General features: G+C 43.7%; 17 protein-coding genes. 16 read left to right on the forward strand and 1 reads right to left on the reverse strand.

What is annotated here, in order from left to right; all coding sequences use genetic code 11:
• Positions 1-243: 243 nt before the first annotated feature.
• From OW255_RS08980 to OW255_RS09040, 13 genes are all read left to right on the forward strand, one after another.
• Entirely contained in the window at positions 244-1,005 is a 762-nt protein-coding gene (locus tag OW255_RS08980) for an adenosylcobinamide-GDP ribazoletransferase (RefSeq protein WP_268116593.1), read from the forward strand.
• Positions 1,006-1,028: 23 nt separating this feature from the next.
• The gene (locus OW255_RS08985) at positions 1,029-1,415 is read left to right on the forward strand and encodes a bifunctional adenosylcobinamide kinase/adenosylcobinamide-phosphate guanylyltransferase (protein ID WP_268116383.1); all 387 of its coding nucleotides are present in this window, start codon (positions 1,029-1,031) and stop codon (positions 1,413-1,415) included.
• Between the two features lie 20 nt (positions 1,416-1,435).
• Positions 1,436-2,431: an adenosylcobinamide-phosphate synthase CbiB gene (gene cbiB / locus OW255_RS08990; protein WP_268116384.1), complete on the forward strand. Its 996-nt coding sequence runs from the start codon at positions 1,436-1,438 to the stop codon at positions 2,429-2,431.
• A gap of 26 nt (positions 2,432-2,457) precedes the next feature.
• Positions 2,458-3,546 carry a pyridoxal phosphate-dependent aminotransferase gene (locus OW255_RS08995; protein ID WP_268116385.1) on the forward strand — a complete coding sequence of 363 codons (1,089 nt, stop codon included), beginning with the start codon at positions 2,458-2,460 and terminating at the stop codon, positions 3,544-3,546.
• Between the two features lie 4 nt (positions 3,547-3,550).
• Positions 3,551-5,077, forward strand: coding sequence for a cobyric acid synthase (locus OW255_RS09000; protein ID WP_268116386.1), 1,527 nt, complete (start codon positions 3,551-3,553; stop codon positions 5,075-5,077).
• A 17-nt stretch (positions 5,078-5,094) separates the two neighbouring features.
• Complete coding sequence (locus tag OW255_RS09005) at positions 5,095-5,730, forward strand: precorrin-8X methylmutase (RefSeq protein WP_268116387.1); 636 nt, start codon at positions 5,095-5,097, stop codon at positions 5,728-5,730.
• Positions 5,731-5,761: 31 nt separating this feature from the next.
• Positions 5,762-7,378, forward strand: coding sequence for a response regulator (locus tag OW255_RS09010; RefSeq protein ID WP_268116388.1), 1,617 nt, complete (start codon positions 5,762-5,764; stop codon positions 7,376-7,378).
• Positions 7,378-9,150 carry a sensor histidine kinase gene (locus OW255_RS09015; RefSeq protein WP_268116389.1) on the forward strand — a complete coding sequence of 591 codons (1,773 nt, stop codon included), beginning with the start codon at positions 7,378-7,380 and terminating at the stop codon, positions 9,148-9,150. Before OW255_RS09010 ends, OW255_RS09015 begins: the two co-directional genes overlap by 1 nt.
• Positions 9,147-10,118, forward strand: coding sequence for a substrate-binding domain-containing protein (locus tag OW255_RS09020; RefSeq protein WP_268116390.1), 972 nt, complete (start codon positions 9,147-9,149; stop codon positions 10,116-10,118). Before OW255_RS09015 ends, OW255_RS09020 begins: the two co-directional genes overlap by 4 nt.
• Before the next feature lie 14 nt (positions 10,119-10,132).
• A complete protein-coding gene (locus OW255_RS09025; RefSeq protein WP_268116391.1) occupies positions 10,133-11,155 on the forward strand; it encodes a galactose ABC transporter substrate-binding protein in 1,023 nt (340 codons plus the stop codon).
• A gap of 194 nt (positions 11,156-11,349) precedes the next feature.
• The gene (locus tag OW255_RS09030) at positions 11,350-12,471 is read left to right on the forward strand and encodes a galactose ABC transporter substrate-binding protein (protein ID WP_024836241.1); all 1,122 of its coding nucleotides are present in this window, start codon (positions 11,350-11,352) and stop codon (positions 12,469-12,471) included.
• Positions 12,472-12,600: 129 nt separating this feature from the next.
• Entirely contained in the window at positions 12,601-14,157 is a 1,557-nt protein-coding gene (locus tag OW255_RS09035; protein WP_268116392.1) for a sugar ABC transporter ATP-binding protein, read from the forward strand.
• Positions 14,154-15,152: a galactose/methyl galactoside ABC transporter permease MglC gene (locus OW255_RS09040; RefSeq protein ID WP_024836239.1), complete on the forward strand. Its 999-nt coding sequence runs from the start codon at positions 14,154-14,156 to the stop codon at positions 15,150-15,152. Before OW255_RS09035 ends, OW255_RS09040 begins: the two co-directional genes overlap by 4 nt.
• 95 nt (positions 15,153-15,247) lie before the next feature.
• On the opposite strand, the gene OW255_RS09045 is transcribed toward OW255_RS09040, so the two are convergent.
• On the reverse strand, positions 15,248-15,700 hold the full coding sequence (locus OW255_RS09045; RefSeq protein WP_024836238.1) for a CYTH domain-containing protein: 453 nt from the start codon (positions 15,698-15,700) through the stop codon (positions 15,248-15,250).
• Between the two features lie 136 nt (positions 15,701-15,836).
• On the opposite strand from OW255_RS09045, the gene OW255_RS09050 reads away from it, so the two are divergent.
• From OW255_RS09050 to OW255_RS09060, 3 genes are read left to right on the forward strand one after another with little or no spacing between them, the layout of a single operon-like run.
• The gene (locus tag OW255_RS09050; RefSeq protein WP_268116393.1) at positions 15,837-16,886 is read left to right on the forward strand and encodes a substrate-binding domain-containing protein; all 1,050 of its coding nucleotides are present in this window, start codon (positions 15,837-15,839) and stop codon (positions 16,884-16,886) included.
• 15 nt (positions 16,887-16,901) lie between these two features.
• A complete protein-coding gene (locus tag OW255_RS09055; RefSeq protein ID WP_268116394.1) occupies positions 16,902-17,462 on the forward strand; it encodes a DJ-1 family glyoxalase III in 561 nt (186 codons plus the stop codon).
• Positions 17,463-17,478: 16 nt separating this feature from the next.
• Positions 17,479-18,924, forward strand: coding sequence for an extracellular solute-binding protein (locus tag OW255_RS09060; protein WP_268116395.1), 1,446 nt, complete (start codon positions 17,479-17,481; stop codon positions 18,922-18,924).

An 18,924-nucleotide genomic window follows, 5' to 3' on the forward strand; every position in this document is an offset into this window, starting at 1 on the left:
TAAAAGACAAGGCCAGTATCTGTAACCGAAGATACTGCTTTGTCTTTTATTGTTACTATATTGATGCTATAAAATAAATCACTCTATGGGGGTGAAATCTCAATTAAAATCACCACAGGTATCTGGAATACAAATGACAATTTCCTGATTGTGTGGTATGATATTTTATGTCTAAAAATGGAAAAGTAATTTCATCGTTTGTAATTTAGACAGGCTATGGCAGAGGCAGGTATAAAAATAATGATAAATTTAATGGGAAGCTTTGTAATCGCATTTTCCATGTATTCCCGGATCCCCATGCCTCAGGTGGAATGGACCAGGGAACGGATGAAATATGCCATGTGCTTTTTTCCTCTCATTGGAGCGGTGATTGGAGTATTACAGCTATTGGTTTATTGGGCCTGTAATCGGTTTGGTTTTTCTTATTTTGGCAAATTATTTCCTGTGATTCTCCCGATTCTTATTACAGGGGGAATTCACATGGATGGACTTTTAGATGTGATAGATGCAAGGTCCTCTCATATGGAGACAGAAAGGAAACTGGAAATTTTAAAGGATCCCCATACGGGAGCATTTGCCATCATAGGATGCGGCGTTTACCTGCTTTTATATGCGGCTGTATTTGGAGAGCTGAGACCCAATATGCTTCCTGCATTTGGAATGATATTTATTCTCACAAGAGCCTTGAGCGGATTAGCAGTGGTTACGTTCCCAATGGCAAAAAAAAGCGGACTGGCTGCTTCGTTTTCCGGTGCTGCTCATAAAAGAACGGTTGGAATTGTGATGATTCTTTATCTTCTCATAGGAGAGGTTGGCATCTGGTATTTTAGTGGTATTCTTGCTGCGGCAATTGTATTTTTGATTGCCTCCTTGGTGTACTGGTATTATTACACTATGGCAAAACGGGAATTTGGCGGTATTACCGGGGATTTGGCCGGATATTTCCTGCAGATATGTGAACTTGCTCTGGTAGCGGGGCTGGCAGTGGTGTCACATCTGGTGTAGCAGAGAAACAGAAAGGAAGGACAATGATACTGATTATTGGAGGAGCGTGGCAGGGTAAACTTGATTTTGCCAGGGAGCTGGCTGAGAAACGGGGAATCATGGTTAACGTCTCAGAAGGAAAGACAGATTCCTTAAAATATGCGGAAAGCAGCTCTATCATCCACGATTTTCATGAATACATAAAGCGGATTTTAAAAACAGATGACAGTGTGGAGGATTTTATTTCCACCATAGAAAGAAACAATCCGGATGCGATCATCATATCCAATGAACTTGGCTGTGGCATAGTTCCAATGGACCCGGAGGACAGGGCATGGAGAGAAGAAACAGGAAGAGCCTCAGTCCGTATCGCAAAATCATCCGATGAAGTATACCGCCTGGTTTGCGGCATTGCCACCAGGATTAAATAGAGATAATAAGGAAGAAACGTATGATTCAACTACATTTATTAGCAGTGCTTACCGGATGTTTTCTGGACTTCTTATTGGGTGATCCAAGGTGGCTGTGGCACCCGGTCTGCGGCATTGGTAATTTGATTGCAAGGCTTGAGAAGGCGTTAAGAAAATGGTTTCCAAAAGGGGAGAAAGGAGAGCGAATGGCAGGACGTTTTCTGGTGGCTCTTGTCCTGTTGGTGACAGGAGGGCTATCCGGAGGTATCCTGCTTGCGGCTTACTCCTTCTCTCCCTGCATCGGTTATGTGGCAGAAAGTATCATCTGCTATCAGATGATGGCCTGGCGCTCTCTTCGGTCTGAAAGCATGAAGGTCTTAAAGGCGTTTGAAGCAGGAGATGTGGAAGAAGCCAGGACGGCAGTTTCCATGATTGTAGGAAGAGATACCAAATCCCTGTCCGAAGAGGGAATTGCAAAAGCGGCCATTGAAACCGTAGCGGAAAATGCATCTGACGGTGTGATTGCTCCCTTACTCTCCATGATTTTCTTTGGAGGGGTGGGAATCTGCCTTTATAAAGCAGTCAATACCATGGATTCCATGGTTGGCTATAAGAATGACCGTTATCTGTGGTTTGGCCGGACGGCGGCAAAGCTTGATGATGTCTGCAATTTTATACCGGCAAGGATATCAGCCGGACTCATGATAGGAGCAGGCTATGTGTGCCAGTTCCTTTCCAGAAGAAAGAAAGCTGACAATCCCTATAATGGAAGCAAAGGGATTGAAATTTTTAAAAGAGACCGTTTCAATCACAAAAGTCCCAACTCCGCCCAGACAGAATCCGTATGCGCGGGGGTCCTGCAGATTCAGCTTGCAGGCAACGCCTGGTATTTTGGGAAGCTGTATGAAAAGCCGACCATTGGAGATTCCGTAAGGCCAGTGGAATATGAAGATATCAGAAGGGCCAATGACCTTATGACCGTTACATACCTCCTCGCCCTGGTCCCGGTCATCATACTCTTTTTTATCACCCTATAATTGTTTATTGTATACAGGAGAAAACCATGGAATATCAGCACGGCGGAGACATTTACACCAATCATGTTAAAATAGATTATTCAGCAAATATTAATCCTTTGGGAGTTCCAAAGGGCGTAGCAGAGGCAATCTGCGGGGCAGTGGCAGATTGTGACCGTTACCCGGACAGCCAGTCAGCTTCCCTTAGAAACAAGCTTTCTAAGTTTCATGGAGTTTCTGAAAATACGATTGTGTGCGGGAATGGCGCTGCAGACCTGATCTTTCAGGTGGTATTTACTCGAAAGCCTAAGGAGGCTCTTTTGATTGCTCCCTCTTTTCTGGAATATGAGCAGGCCCTCAGGGCGGTTTCCTGCCATATATCCTATTACGATCTAAAGGCAGAAGAGGGATTTTTACTGAATGTGGAAAATTTAATATCCTGGATTCAGGAAAGTAACATCCGGTTTCAGATGATATTTCTATGCAATCCAAACAATCCCACTGGCTTTGCCATTACAAGAGAGCGTATGGAAGCGTTTCTTGAGTTTTGCAGGACAAACCGCATATTTTGTGTCGTGGATGAATGCTTTAATGAATTCCTGGAGGAGCCGAAACGCTACTCCATCCTGGATTCCATGAGCTGTCTGGAATGGAATCATGTATTCCTTCTTAAGGCATTTACAAAGATTTATGCCATGGCAGGAATTCGCCTTGGGTATGGGATTTGCAATGATGGTAAGATTCTGGAGCAGATTCACAGCCTGCGGCAGCCCTGGAGTATATCTTCTTTGGCTCAGGCGGCCGGGGAAGCGGCATTATCTGAAACAGAGTATGTAGAGAATACAAGAAAACTGATGAGGAAAGAACGGGATTTTATGAAAGGCCAGCTGTCCTCCCTGGGATTTCATGTATTTGATTCTATGGCAAACTATATTTTCTTCAAAGATGAAAGGCCAGAAGCATTGGTACAGGATAAGCTTTTATATCATCAGATGCTGTCAAAACAGGTTCTTATTCGGTCCTGTGGAAACTATAGAGGACTTGACGGGACGTATTACCGTATCTGCATCAAACAAAGAGCAGAGAATGAAGAATTTCTAACTATATTAAAAACCATACTGGAAAAAGGGGAATAAGAGGATGGCAAAAACGATTATGATACAGGGAACCATGTCAAATGCAGGAAAAAGCCTGATTGTTGCAGGTTTATGCCGTATCTTTAAACAGGATGGCTTCCGGGTCGCGCCCTTTAAATCCCAGAACATGGCTCTGAATTCCTATATCACGGAAGATGGCCTGGAAATGGGGCGTGCCCAGGTGGTTCAGGCAGAGGCAGCGGGAGTAAAGCCGGATGCATCCATGAATCCCATCCTTCTAAAACCCACCAATGACGTAGGCTCCCAGGTGATTGTAAATGGAATCTCCATAGGGAATATGCCGGCAAAAGAGTATTTTGCATACAAGAAAGAACTGGTTCCCCAGGTTCAAAAAGCCTTTAAAAAGCTTTCCGATGAGTATGATATTATTGTGATAGAAGGTGCAGGAAGCCCGGCTGAGATTAATTTAAAGCAGGATGATATCGTAAATATGGGAATGGCTAAGATGGCGGATTCTCCTGTCCTTTTGGTAGGAGACATTGACCGGGGAGGTGTATTTGCCCAGCTTTATGGAACTGTTATGCTCTTAGAACCAGAAGAAAGGGCGCGAATCGCCGGGCTGGTGGTCAACAAGTTCCGTGGCGATAAAACCATTCTGGATCCAGGACTTGAGATGATTGAAGATAAGCTTCATATACCGGTGGCAGGTGTAGTGCCTTACATGAAGGTGGATATCGAAGATGAAGACAGCCTTGGGACCCATTTGGAAGGAACCGAGCGGACGGAGCACACAAAAGCCGAAATCGCAGTGATCCGGTTTCCCAGAATATCCAATTTTACAGATTTTCAGGTATTTTCCATTATGCCTGAGGTACAGCTTCGGTATGTGGAACGGGAAAAGGACCTTGGAAGTCCTGACATGGTAATCCTGCCGGGAAGTAAAAATACCATGGAAGATCTTCTCTGGATGCGGCAAAATGGGTTGGAAGCCGCTATCCTTAAGCTGGAAGCAGAGGGCATTCCGGTGTTTGGAATCTGTGGTGGGTTCCAGATGCTTGGGGAAAGCCTTTCAGACCCTCATGGAGTGGAGACAGCATCTGCTGCCCAGCAGATAAGGGGAATGGGACTTTTACCAGTAAGGACCGTATTTGAAAAAGAAAAAACCAGAACCAGAGTGACGGGAGCCTTTGCAAGTGTAGATGGGATACTGGCAGGGATGTCCGGCAGAAGTTTAGAAGGTTATGAGATACATATGGGAGAAACGGTGCGTGCAGTGCCGCCTCTATCCTATGTAATGGAAAGCCAGTCCGGCTCCCATTTGGCAAAGATGGACGGATGTCAGCGGGGGAATGTATACGGAACCTATATCCATGGCATCTTTGATAAAGAAGGCATCGGAGAAGCTGTGGTTGAAGGGCTTATGAAGATGAAAGGAATCTCTGGTAATGTTCAGGGGATCTCCTATCAGGATTATAAGGAAAAGCAATATGAACGTCTGGCAGATATGCTGAGAGAAAGCCTTGATATGGAAGCAATCTACCGTATCATGGGGTTAACCAAGAACAAATGACAACAACGGAGGAATCAATGAAACAATACGAATTAGAGCGAGTGCTGCCGGAAGAAATTGAAAAGAGAAGCTTTGAGATTATTACTAAAGAGCTGGGCGAGAAAAAGCTGGATCCTGAAAATGAGCTGGTAATCAAACGAGTGATCCACACCTCAGCCGATTTTGAGTATGCGGATAATCTGATTTTTTCCCCTCATGCCGTGGAACTTGCGTTAAAAGCGATAAAAGAAGGCGTTTCTATTATTACGGATACCAATATGGGGAAAGCTGGAATTAATAAGGCAGCTTTAAAAAGACTTAACTGCACCGTAGACTGTTTTATGGCAGATGAGGATGTGGCAGAATATGCAAAGGAGCACAATACCACCAGAGCCTGCGCAAGCATGGACAAGGCCTCCAAGCTTCCTGGGGAATGTATTTTCGCCATTGGAAATGCACCAACAGCCCTGGTACGGCTTCATGAACTGATAAAAGAAGGTAAGATCCGTCCAAGACTGATCATAGGAGTTCCTGTAGGATTCGTCAATGTAGTGCAGTCAAAAGAGATGATCCTCTCTCTTGAGGGAATCCCCTATATTGTGGCCAGAGGAAGAAAGGGTGGAAGCAATGTGGCAGCAGCCATCGTGAACGCCTTGTTATATCAGGTAAAATAATCAGGATGTTTCTTATGAGGGGTAGGACAGTATGGATTTATACAGCATTATTTTAGTGGACGATGAAGAAGAGGTACGCAAAAGCATTATAAAGAAAATTGAATGGCAGGCCGCTGGATTCCACGTGGTTGGGGATGCGGAAAATGGGGAAGATGCCATGGAAAAAATAGAGATGCTGGAGCCGGATGTGGTTTTGACTGACATCCGTATGCCTTACATGGATGGGCTTCAACTGGCAGAAAAGGTCAGACAGCGTTACCCTTCCATGAAGGTGGTGATTTTTTCCGGGTATGATGATTTTGAATATGCCCAAAGGGCCATCAAGCTGAATGTATCCGAGTATATTTTAAAACCGGTCAATGTGGAGGAGCTAACCTCCATTTTAAAACGGATTAAAGAAAATCTGGATCTTGAGATTGAAGAAAAACGAAATCTAAGCCGTTTAAGGGAGAAATACCGGAAAAGCCTTCCTATTATTCGGGAGCAGTTTTTTAATGAGCTGATCCATAAAAATCTAAAAAAAGACTTGGCGGAACAGAAGCTAAGGGAATATGATATCCCCATTCTGGGAGCGAGAAAATGGATGCTGGCAGCCATTGATGTAGAAGAAGGAGATGTTGTGGAGTCCCTATCACTTCATAGCGAGGAAGAGCTGATTCCCATATCTGTCATGCAGATTGTAAGAGAGAAGCTGGAGGGATACTGCCGGTTCGCCCTGTTTCAGTCTGCCTCAGAAGCAGACATGGTGGTCATTACCGCCCTTGATGAGGACAATTCCATCACAGGGCTTACCGATGTTCTTGGGGATATCTGCAAAGAAACGAAACGTATCTTAAAGGTTCCTGTCACCATTGGCATTGGCCATAGCTGTGAAGATATCTCGGGAATTCCAAAGGCATACCAGTCTGCGGTAGATGCCCTTGGCTACAAGGCCATCGCAGGGAACGGCAGTACCATATATATCAATGATATGGAGCCTGTGGGCTCCGGAAAACTGGAATTTGACAGCTTAACAGAAGGAGAACTGATCTCTGCTATTAAATTCGGACCGGAAGAAAAGATTGAATCTTCTGTGAAGAATATTATGGAGAAGATGAAAACTGCCAAGGTCCATTTTCGTCAGCAGCAGATCTACATGATTGGCATCTTTAACAGCATCATTCAGATGATGCAGCAGTATGATCTGGCTCTTGAGGATATTATGGGGGAGGAGCTGGAGTCCATGGTCCTGTTTGACAAGCTGAAAAAGATAGAGGAATTTGGTCAGTGGCTTCTAAGGATTGCAGGCAAATTAAATCATCTCATCAATCAGGAACGTGATATGACCACCAGACAGGTCATTCAGGAGGCAAAACAGTATATCCTGGATAACTACCAGAATCCGGATTTGTCGGTTGAGATGATCTGCCGCCATCTTCATATGAGTCCGGCGTACTTTTCCACTGTATTTAAAAAGGAGACCGGACAGGCTTATATCGCTTACCTTACGGAGGTAAGGCTTAATAAGGCGGTGGAGCTTTTAAACAAAACCGATGATAAGACCTACATCATTGCTTCTAAGGTAGGATACCAGGAACAGAATTATTTCAGCTATGTGTTTAAGAAAAAATTCGGTGTATCACCCACCAGATATCGCGGAGCCAGGTAATGGAAAAAAAGAATAACAGCATTCGCTATACCATATTTGTATATTTTACCGTGACAGCACTGGCTGCCAGCCTTTTAATCACCTTTTCCCTATACCAGCGTCTCACCGGCCAGGTAACGGAAAAGGTAATGGCTGAGAATCAGAGCCTGATCAATCAGGTGGCAAGGTCTGTGGAATCTTATCTGCGAACGGTCATGAAGCTGTCAGATTCCCTTTATTATGGTGCCGTTAAAAATGCAGACATTTCTTCCGAATCCATCAATAATGAAATCACCCTGCTATATGACAATAACAAGGACAATGTGGATAATATTGCCCTTTTTACCCAGACAGGTTCCATGGTGGAGGCGGTTCCTGCGGCAAGGCTTAAAAATGGCCTGAAGGTCACAGAAGAGCACTGGTTCATCAATGCGCTGGATAAAACTGAGAACCAGCATTTCTCCTATCCCCATGTCCAGTACATTTTTGACAGCAATGAAAATCAGTACCGATGGGTGATTTCCCTTTCAAGAGCCGTGGAGCTTACGGAAGGAACCTCCACCACCCAGGGGGTACTGCTTGTGGACTTAAGCTACTCCAGTCTGGAGCATCTTTTTGACGGGGTAACCACTGGAAAGGACGGCTACGTCTATCTCATAAGCAGCGACGGTCAGATTCTTTATCACCCCAACATGCAGCTTATTGACTCCGGCCGTTTGAAAGAAAGCAATCTGGCGGCTGCTACCTATAAGGATGGAAACCACAGAGAGGAGCTGGAGGGGAAAGAGAGAATCATAACGGTCAAATCAATTGGCTATACAGGCTGGAAGGTCATCGGAGTGACTCCCAAAAATGTGGTATCCTTAAATTCCATTAAAACAAGACTTTTCATTGTCTTTTTAATCACCTTAATTTTATCGGTACTTGCCGTAATAAACTCTTACATCTCATCACGTATCACGAATCCGATCAAAGAGCTTGAAAAATCCGTAGGAATGCTGGAAGAAGGAAATTTAGACACCCCTGTTTTAATTGGAGGTTCTTATGAAATCCAGCATTTAGGAAATTCCATTAAAAACATGGCAAAGCAGATCCGCGTCCTTATGGATGACATTGTTTCCGAGCATGAAGCCAAACGTAAACAGGAATTTGACACTCTCCAATCTCAGATCAATCCTCATTTCTTATACAATACCCTTGACATCATAGTATGGATGATCGAAAATGAACAAAAAAATGAAGCGGTGAAAGCGGTAACCGCCCTGGCCAGATTCTTCCGTATCAGCTTAAGCAAAGGAAAAAGCATTATTACCGTCCGGGACGAGCTTGAGCACGTAAGGAATTATTTGATGATTCAGCACATGCGGTTTAAAAATAAATTCTCCTATGAAATCCATGTAGAGGAAGAATGTCTGGAGCTGACCAGTTTAAAACTCATGCTGCAGCCTCTTGTGGAAAATGCCATTTATCATGGCATGGAGTTTATGGATGGAGAGGGAGAGATCTATTTAGAGGTTTTTTGCCGGGGAGAAGAGCTTTATTTTATCGTAAAGGACAATGGACTGGGAATGACAGAGGAGCAAGTCGAAAGCTTATTTACCGGACAGTCTCACAGTACCTCTAAAAAGGGCTCAGGAATCGGCGTAAAGAATGTGAATGAACGGATTAAGCTTTATTTTGGGGAAGCGTATGGCCTTATTATCAGCTCTGAGCCAGACGAAGGAACCACCATTACCATTCACCTGCCTGCCGTTTCTTATGGTTCTGTTTCAGAAAAGGAAAAAAGAGTATGACAAAACAGGAAAAATTACTATGGAGTTTCATGGCATTACTGCTTGTTGTCCTGTTTCTTTTGTCCTCCACGGATCTGATCATTAAAGAAAAGAAAACAGATATTTATCCAGTTTCCATAATTATCAGTGACACCAGCGACGAATATTATGCGAATTTCAGAAAGGGCGTGGATAAGGCGGCAGAAGAATATAATGTGGATGTCAGCTTTATCACACTTTTTGAAAAAGGAGATGACATTCAGCAGATGGAGCTGTTAAAAAGAGAGATGGATGACGGTGCGGCGGCAGTCATCTTGGCACCAGCCAAACCAGAAGCGTGTGCTAAGGCCCTGGATAACATGGTTCTTAACAGCCCGGTTGTTGTACTTGGAAATCTGTTCCCCAATGAACTTGTCCGCAGCAGCGTTTCTCTTAATTATGAAGATGAGGGAAAAAAGCTTGGACAAGCCATTGCATCAGAACATTCTACGTCTCTCCCGGTGTGGATTTTTACGCAAGGACTTGATTATGGATATAACAGAGAAGTGTACGACGGACTGACTGCCGTTCTTAAGGCCTCTGGATTTTCTGTTGGTCTGTATGAAAAGAAGGAGATCGAAACCTTTCGAAAGGTCATAGAAGGAACCGTATATCCAGACAGCAAAGAGGCTATTATCGCAGCCATTGACGTGGAAAGCCTTGATGAAGCAGCAACCATCATCGCCGGAAGTCCGGTATATGGCAATTATATTGCAGGACTTTATGGAGTAGGCAGTACCACAAAACTATTAAAGCAGCTGGATAATGGAGTCATAAAAGGGCTTATGGCAAACAATCAGTTTGATGCAGGCTATACCAGCATTGAGAAGGCAGTGGATGCGCTGCACAAAAGACAGGAAAGAGACCAGATTATTTTGGAATCCTATTATATTAACAAATCCAATCTGCGAGAAAGCAAGTTGGAAAAAATCTTATATCCGATTGATTAAATGGGGGAAGGAATATGAGAAAAATTCATGGGATCATAGCAGCAGCATTCGTAATACTTTTGATTTTGGCAGGGGTTTCTTATAAGAATTTTAAAGCGGGAGAAGCAGACGATAAAAAAGCCATTCGCATTGGTGTAGCACTTTACCGGGGGGATGACTCATTTATCAATATGCTGCGTTCCAATTTAGAGGGCCAGGCAAAGGAATACGAAAAAAGGACCGGAGTTAAGGTAGTTATGGAAGTCGTAGATGCCAAGGGAAACCAAAATACGCAAAACAGCCAGGTAGACCGCTTTATTTCCCTTGGATATAATGCCATCTGCGTTAATGTGGTAGACCGCTCCATGGCGTCTAACATTATAAATAAGACAATGGACGCCAAGCTGCCTGTAGTATTTTTTAACAGAGAGCCGGTAGAAGAGGATATGAGGCGGTGGGAGAAGCTTTACTATGTGGGAGTGAATGCAAAGGAAACTGCTGTTTTGCAGGGAAATATACTGGTGGAGGCATATAAAAAAGATCCGGCTTCTCTTGATTTAAATGGAGACGGGAAAGTAAGCTACGTTCTTTTAGAAGGAGAGAGCAGTCATCAGGATGCGCTGATTCGTACAGAATGGTCCATACAGACTCTGAAAAATGGGGGAGTGCCCTTAGAGAAAATCACTGGTGCCATAGCCAATTGGGACAGAAGTCAGGCCTCCGCCTGGATGGAACAGTGGCTCTCCGAATATCCGGACCAGATTGAGGTAGTGATTTGTAACAATGATGATATGGCTCTTGGAGCATCAGATGCCCTGGAGAGAAATAACATTAAAAAACCAATTAAGATCGTAGGGATTGACGGCACTCCCCAGGGCATAGAAGGGCTTCGTACCGGTAAAATATTCGGAACCGTTCAGTGTGATGGCGAGGAATATGCAAAGGTCATATTTGAAATTGCAGCAGCAGAATCCTTAGGAGATAATGTACAGGATAAAGTAGCTCTTCGTGATGGCAAATATTATGACTGCAGTCAGAGGGCGGTTTACCAGCAATAAAGAACTGTGCTTTGTCTGTGAGTTACAAAAATATAAAAATATTCTATAAAAATATAGATAATCTAAAAAATTCGATATATGACCCAATAATATCTTATGGAAAAGTGCACAAAAAAACTATATAATGAGCGTGTTGATAAAGCAAAGTGCTTACATCGATACGCTCATTTTATAATGTAAAGGGAGGATTTTTCATGAGATTACTTAAAAAAGTATTAGCAGTTGGCCTTGCATCAGCAATGGTATTATCCATGGCAGGATGCGGTTCAGGAGGCAAAGGAACTACGGCAGCATCAGAGGCTACCACTGCAGCTGAGACCAAAAAAGAGGATGGAAGCGCGGCTGAAACCACTGCAAAGGCAGTAAAGGACGCAGTAGGCGGAGACTTAGCAGATAAGAAAGTGGGTATTTCTATCTACAAGTTTGACGACAACTTTATGACTCTTTACAGAACAGAGCTTCAGCGTTATCTGACAGAGGACCTTGGCTTTAAAAAGGAGAATGTAGTTATTCAGGATGGTAAGGGTGATCAGGCAGAGCAGACCAATCAGATTCAGAACTTCATCACACAGAAGTATGATGTACTGATCTTAAACCTTGTTCAGGCTTCCTCCGCTCCGGAAATCACCAACATGTGTAAAGAAGCAGGAATTCCGGTTGTATTCATTAACCGTGAGCCTGATACAGAAGAAGAGCAGAGATGGAAAGATGAGAAAATCAATGCAACCTACGTAGGATGTGACGCAAGACAGTCTGGTACCTATCAGGGAGAAGAAATTCTTGAAACCTCCAACAAAGGTGATATCAACGGCGATGGCGTTATTAACTATATTATGATTCAGGGTGACCCAGAGAACGTTGATGCACAGTATAGAACCGAGTTTTCTGTGAAAGCTCTTACAGAGTCTGGTATGAAAGTAAAAGAACTCTTAAAGCAGCGTGGTGACTGGGATCAGGCAAAAGCACAGCAGATTGCTCAGGATGCCTTAACACAGTACGGCGATCAGATCGAAGTTATCTTCTGCAACAACGATGCTATGGCACTTGGTGCTTTACAGGCAATCGAGGCAGCAGGCCGCACAGTAGATAAAGATATCTATTTAGTTGGTGTTGATGCGTTAACAGAAGCAGTACAGAACGTAATCGACGGCAAGCAGACCGGTACCGTATTCAACGATCACTTCTCACAGGCTAAGACAGCAAGTGATATGGCTGTTAAGTTCTTAAAAGGGGAAGCAGTTGAAAACGTAAACATGGTTGACTATATCAAGGTTACCAAAGGAAATGCTCAGGATATCTTAGATAAATTAAAATAATTAAAAAAGCTGAATAGCGGGTGTGTCGGTAAGGCACACCCGATTTTTAAAGATAATGAAGCACCCTACGGGTATACCTGGATGCCCAAAGAACATGGGCAATAATAATGTAATGAAAGGAGAAACGGGATGGCAGAGCAGTATAGACTGGAAATGGTTGGAGTCAGTAAATCCTTTCCCGGAGTCAAGGCACTTGATAAGATTAACTTAAAAGTACGTCCCGGTACCGTTCACGCCTTGATGGGGGAGAACGGAGCAGGCAAATCAACCCTTATGAAATGCCTTTTTGGCATCTATAACATGGATGAAGGTGAAGTCTTCATCGACGGCAACAAAGTGGATATTGCAAACCCTGATGATGCATTGCACAAAGGGCTCGCCATGGTACATCAGGAGCTGCAGCCGGTTCCGGCGCGTTCCATTGCAGAGAACATGTATCTGGGAAGATATCCTCTCATAAAATTTGGTCCATTAAAGATTGTGGATCATAAAATTATGAATGCAGAAGCAGAAAAATGGCTTAAGGATGTTAAAATGGAGTTTAATCCCAAAGCAAAGCTGGGAACTCTTTCAATCGGACAAATGCAGTCAGTAGAGATTGCAAAAGCGGTAAGCCAGAATGCGAAGCTGGTAATTCTGGATGAGCCGACTTCTTCTCTGACTGATAACGAAGTAGAAGCCCTCTTTCGGATTATAAGAGACTTAAAATCCAGGGGAGTTTCTATGATATATATCAGCCATAAGATGGCAGAAATCAGACAGATCGCTGATGATATTACCATCATGCGGGATGGCACTTACGTAGGCTCCTGGGAAGTTAAGGACATTACAGATGAAGATATTGTAAAACAGATGGTAGGACGTGAACTTGGTAATGTTTATCCGCCAAAGGATGATTACAGAACGGATGAAGTGTTATTAAAGGTAAGCCATTTGTCAAGCATTCACAAGCGTTCCTTTCAGGATTGCTCCTTTGAGTTAAGACGTGGGGAGATATTAGGCTTTGGAGGTCTGGTTGGAGCTCAGAGGACCGAGCTTATGGAAGCCATCTTTGGGATGCGAAACATCGCTTCCGGAGATATTGAAATCCTTGGGGAAAAAGTGTCAATCAAGCACCCGCAGGATGCGATTAATAATTCCGTTGGGATGATAACCGAAGACCGAAGGGGAAACGGAATCTTCGGATGCCTGAGTATTTCTGACAATACGGCAATCTCCTCTTACCGGAATTATACAAAAGCAGGTGTCATTAACAGTAAAAAGGTCGGAACGGTAGTAAAAGACAGCATTTCCAGGCTGAGTATAAAAACGCCTAATGACAGAACGCAGATTCAATCCCTTTCAGGAGGAAACCAGCAAAAGGTAATTATAGCAAGATGGCTGGCCAATAATCCGGATATTCTTATCATGGATGAACCGACCAGAGGAATTGACATAGGCGCTAAGTTTGAAATTTATCAAATTATGGTGGATTTAGTGAAGCAGGGAAAATCCATTATTATGATATCCTCTGAAATGCCTGAACTCATTGGCATGTCAAACCGAATCATTGTTATGTGCAACGGACGTATAACAGGAGAAGTAGAAGATGAGGAGGCAACTCAGGAGAAGATTATGGCGTTTGCCACTAAATTTGATCTAAACGATAAAATAGGAGAAAGTTCCACTCAGGAGGTTAAGTCATGACAGCTAAGAAGGTTAATATGAAGGATTTCCTTATTAATAATGGAATCATCGTTGTCCTCATCCTGCTGGCCATATTTACGGCAATCAAGCAGCCAGCTTTTGCATCACCAGATAACTTGAAAAATATTGCACTGAATGTTGCACCTCGATTCATCATTGCCTGCGGTATCTCAGGCTGTCTGATCACCAGAGGTACAGATCTTTCCGCAGGACGTATTGTAGGACTTTCTGCCTGTCTTGCAGGTACTCTGCTCCAGAAGCCAGGATACAGCGGAAAATTCTTCCCTAATCTTCCTGATTTTGGGATCTGGTGGGTCTTTGCAGTGCTTTTAATCTGTATCGCTGTCTGTGCCATTTTCGGACTGATCAATGGCCTTGTTATTTCATACCTTAAGGTACCGGCCTTTATCGGAACTTTGGGTATGCAGTTAATTGTATACGGAGCATGTCTTGTGTATACCAATGCAACACCAATCGGAGGCTACCGCCCGGCTTATACCGAGGTGGCAAAAGGAAGACTTTTTGGTGTGATTCCTTATTTATTTTTAATCGCTCTGGCAATTGGTCTCATTATCTGGTTTGTTTATAACAAGACTCCTCACGGAAAATATATGTATGCCATCGGTGGAAACGAGCAGGCAGCAGAGGTTTCCGGTGTAAATACCAATAAGACCAAGATCATTATCTATGTAACAGCAGCCGTTCTTTATGCACTGGGAGGATTTCTTGTAGGCGCCAAATCAGGCGGTTCCTCTGTAAACATGGGTATGGGCTGGGAGCTGGAGGCAATCGCCGCCTGTACCATCGGTGGTGTTTCCGTTAACGGTGGTATTGGTAAAGTATCCGGTGTTCTCATTGGTGTATTGGTATTTGAGATTTTAAAGACATGTCTCCAATACCTTGGAGTGGATACCAACTACCAGTACATTGCGCAGGGTATTGTTATCGTAGTAGCAATTGCTCTTGATATCAGAAAATATATCGCTAAGAAATAATATAAATGACAGGAAGACTTTCGTCTGCATAGTCAGAAAAAGAACCGAAGCGAAGGTGTAGAATATTAATTTATTCTGCCTTCGCTTCGGTTTCTTTATGCCAGCCTGCTTAAACGGCTGTTTTGATACTCGCCGGAAAACGTTACATCTTCGCCGAACCATTCCGGTGCAGCAAAGGCTTCCGCCGCCTCCCGGCTCTCAAACTCTACTTCTGCAAGCATGAGCCCTTCAAACCGTCCCTCAAAGATATCCAGCTCAATCGTCAGAGAATCAGAATCCTCTATTGGAATTAAGTATCTTTTTTTTGTAAGGATATGCCCATCTGCCTTCAGAATTAAATGATCATAGGAATCCTTAGTCAGAGGAAGGTTATATTCCTCTCTCTCTAAAAGCCCTTTTGATTTATAGGTAAGATAATAGCTGTCATCCTCTCTTCTTACACGGACCACTGGCTCTGTGGAAAGGTATCCCTGCTCAATGAGATGATACGGATGGTCAGTAGCTCCCTCCGGGAGAGCGGAGATTAAATATTTTCGTTCTATTTCCATAAAAGGCCTCCTAATGCTTGTTTTATGCCGAATGGTGTTAGTATAGCACAATTGGATAAAAAATAGAAGTATGTGGCAAAATCAAGAAAAACGTGGTAATATGAGAAATACAGTAAAATCCAGGAGAAAGAAAGAGATGAAGTGGTCAAAAAAAGGGATATTGACAGCCTTTTTCATCGCAGGAACCATTTTCCTGCTTCATGGCTGCACTTTTTCCAAAAAACAAAAAGAAGTGAACGAGACCCAGGCGAAAGAAACAGAGAGTGGCCAGGTTCTGGAAGAAAAAGGACCTAAGATTGGTGTGAGTATATATCGTTATGATGACACCTTCATGAAGCTGTATCGTGCAGAGTTAAAGCAGTATCTGGAAGAGACGTATCGTGCAGAGGTGATTATGCGCAATGCAGGCGGCAATCAGGATATCCAGAACCAGCAGGTGAGCCAGTTTATTGCAGATGGCTGCCAGGGAATCATTGTAAATCCAGTCAACACCTCTGTGGCAGGGAAGCTGGCAGATGCGGCAAGTCAGGCAAAGATTCCGTTGGTATTTATTAACCGGGTACCAAACGAGACGGAGCAGCAAAGGTGGAAAAGCAGCCAGATGGCAATATCCAGTGTAGGAACCGATTCCAGGCAGGCTGGGACTTATCAGGGCGAGATTATATTAGAAACTCCTCAAAAAGGAGATATCAATAAAGATGGAGTGGTATCCTGCGTTCTGTTAAAGGGAGAGCCTGGCAATGAAGACAGCGATTACCGTTCGGAATATGCCATTAAGGCTCTTGTAAAAGGGGGCGTAAAGACAGAAACCCTCTATACAGCAAACGGGGACTGGAGCATGGAGACTGGAAAGAAGCAGGCGCAGGAGGCTTTTTCACAATATGGGAAACAGATAGAGGTGATGTTCTGCGGAAACGATGCCATTGCAATGGGTGCCATGGAAGCAGCTAAAGAAGCGGGCTATCAACCGGGAAAAGATATTTATCTGGTAGGAGTGGACGCGCTTTTGGAGACAGTCCAGGCGATAAAAGCAGGTGATATCGAAGGAACTGTATTAAATGATCATGAGGGCCAGGCAAAATTGGCAGCGGATACCCTGATTCAGATGATAAGCGGCGAAGAGGCAGAAACAAAGTATATGGTAGACTATATAAAAATTACAACAGTCAATAAATTTGAAGAGTAAAAGGAGTGGATTGCTATGGGTAAAGTGTATGCATTTTTGGCAGATGGTTCAGAAGAAGTTGAGTTACTGGCAGTTACGGATGTATTGATTCGCGGAGGACAGGATGTAAAGCTGGTATCTGTCATGGGGACCAGGGATGTTATTACCTCTCATAAGGTAAAGCTTCAGGCAGATTTAGAGTTTTCAGAAGCAGAGTTCTCTGATGCTGATTTACTGTTTCTTCCGGGAGGAATGCCGGGAACCCAAAATTTAGGAGCCCATGAAGGTCTTTTAGAGCTGCTGAAACAAGCGTATGAGAAGAATGTAAGAATCGCTGCAATTTGTGCAGCTCCCAGTGTATTAGGAAAGCTTGGCCTTTTAGAAGGGAAAAGGGCGACCTGCTTCCCGGGATTTGAAAGCGAGCTGACAGGCGCCAGACATACCAGCCAGGGTGTGGTTACAGACGGAACCATTACAACAGCAAGAGGACTTGGCTATGCCCTTGACTTAGGGATTGAGCTATTAAAATATTTATCAAGTGAAGAAGAGGCAGGAAGAATCAAGGAGGCAATCCAGTACGATCAGATTCCTATGTGACAGGGTGGGTCAAAGTATGAGAAAAACATGGCTGCTGCCTATTATGATGGCTGTCTTCTTAAGCCTTTTGACGGGCTGTGAAAAAAGGGACCCCTACGGGCTTTCCGAAGAAAATCCCATCACCATTACCGTATGGCATTACTATAATGGCGTACAGAAAGAAGAATTTGATAAGCTGATTCGTTCCTTCAATGAAAATGAGGGCCGAAAGCAGGGGATTATTGTAAAAGCATTTAATAAAGGAAGCATAGACGAATTAAGCAATCTGATCAATGAAAGCATAGATAAGAAAATTGGTTCTGATCCATTGCCTGATGTATTTTCAGCCTATGGGGATAAGGTATATGAGATCGACCAGATGGGGCTTGCGGCTGACTTAAGCCCATATCTGACACCGGAAGAAATCTCAGAATACGTAAACGCCTATATGGAAGAAGGGAAAATAGATGGGAGCGATGCCATAAAGGTATTCCCCATTGCAAAGTCAACGGAAATTCTTGTGGTAAATCAGACCGATTGGGAAAAGTTTGCAGAGGCAACAGGAGAGACAGAAGCTGTATTCTCAAGCTGGGAAGGTATTGTACGGGTAGCAGAGGCCTACTATAAGTGGACAGACAGTCTCACAAGTACGCCGGATGATGGGAAGGCATTTTTCGGAAGAGATGCCTTTGCAAACTACATAATTATTGGAAGTATGCAGCTTGGCCATGAAATCTTTCAGACTGAGAACGGTAAGATTGTCTTGGATTTTGATAAAGAAACCATGAGAAAGCTATGGGATAACTATTACGTTCCTTATGTCAATGGATATTTTGGTTCCTATGGCAAATTCAGGAGCGACGATGTTAAGACTGGAAAACTGGCGGCGTATGTGGGAGCAACCAGTGGGATTTCTTATTTTCCTACGTCTGTTACTCTAGACGATGGGACCAGCTATTCCATCAAAGGTAAGCTCTATTCTCTGCCTAATTTCGAGGGAACGATTCCTTCCGCCGTTTCCCAGGGAGCTGGTATGATGGTATTTCGTTCCGAAGAAAAAAGGGAATATGCAGCAACTGTATTTCTAAAGTGGTTTACGCGTGTGGAAAACAACATGAAATTTTCCATCGGCTCCGGCTATCTTCCTGTGAAAAAGGTATCAGGAACCCAGGAGATCTTAAAGCCGTTTTTGGAGGAGTCAGGGGAAACAAGTCCGGCATCACAAAATCTGCTTATTGGACTGGATACAGCCAATCGATACCGGCTCTACACTTCAAAACCTTTTAAGGGCGGAGATAAGGCCAGGGAGATCCTGCAAACTTCCATGAGTGGGAAAGCAAAAGAAGATTATGAAAAGGTAAGTGCGCTTATGGAACAGGGAATGGCCAGGGAGAATGCGGTTTCTGCTTTTCTCTCAGATGATAATTTTGAACAATGGTATGAAATCACCAAAAAGCAGCTGGAGACGATCATCGGAGAATAA

It is taken from the genome of Lacrimispora xylanolytica (assembly GCF_026723765.1).
GTDB classification, from domain to species: Bacteria; Bacillota; Clostridia; order Lachnospirales; family Lachnospiraceae; genus Lacrimispora; species Lacrimispora xylanolytica.

Coding starts and splice junctions, on each gene's coding strand:
- OW255_RS09005 (WP_268116387.1), top strand. CDS start 5,095: ATGAAACAATACGAATTAGAGCGAGTGCTGCCGGAAGAAATTGAAAAG.
- OW255_RS09000 (WP_268116386.1), top strand. CDS start 3,551: ATGGCAAAAACGATTATGATACAGGGAACCATGTCAAATGCAGGAAAA.
- OW255_RS09035 (WP_268116392.1), top strand. CDS start 12,601: ATGGCAGAGCAGTATAGACTGGAAATGGTTGGAGTCAGTAAATCCTTT.
- OW255_RS09020 (WP_268116390.1), top strand. CDS start 9,147: ATGACAAAACAGGAAAAATTACTATGGAGTTTCATGGCATTACTGCTT.
- OW255_RS08985 (WP_268116383.1), top strand. CDS start 1,029: ATGATACTGATTATTGGAGGAGCGTGGCAGGGTAAACTTGATTTTGCC.
- OW255_RS09055 (WP_268116394.1), top strand. CDS start 16,902: ATGGGTAAAGTGTATGCATTTTTGGCAGATGGTTCAGAAGAAGTTGAG.
- OW255_RS09030 (WP_024836241.1), top strand. CDS start 11,350: ATGAGATTACTTAAAAAAGTATTAGCAGTTGGCCTTGCATCAGCAATG.
- OW255_RS08995 (WP_268116385.1), top strand. CDS start 2,458: ATGGAATATCAGCACGGCGGAGACATTTACACCAATCATGTTAAAATA.
- OW255_RS09045 (WP_024836238.1), bottom strand. CDS start 15,700: ATGGAAATAGAACGAAAATATTTAATCTCCGCTCTCCCGGAGGGAGCT.
- OW255_RS09015 (WP_268116389.1), top strand. CDS start 7,378: ATGGAAAAAAAGAATAACAGCATTCGCTATACCATATTTGTATATTTT.
- cbiB (WP_268116384.1), top strand. CDS start 1,436: ATGATTCAACTACATTTATTAGCAGTGCTTACCGGATGTTTTCTGGAC.
- OW255_RS09010 (WP_268116388.1), top strand. CDS start 5,762: ATGGATTTATACAGCATTATTTTAGTGGACGATGAAGAAGAGGTACGC.
- OW255_RS09060 (WP_268116395.1), top strand. CDS start 17,479: ATGAGAAAAACATGGCTGCTGCCTATTATGATGGCTGTCTTCTTAAGC.
- OW255_RS09025 (WP_268116391.1), top strand. CDS start 10,133: ATGAGAAAAATTCATGGGATCATAGCAGCAGCATTCGTAATACTTTTG.
- OW255_RS09040 (WP_024836239.1), top strand. CDS start 14,154: ATGACAGCTAAGAAGGTTAATATGAAGGATTTCCTTATTAATAATGGA.
- OW255_RS09050 (WP_268116393.1), top strand. CDS start 15,837: ATGAAGTGGTCAAAAAAAGGGATATTGACAGCCTTTTTCATCGCAGGA.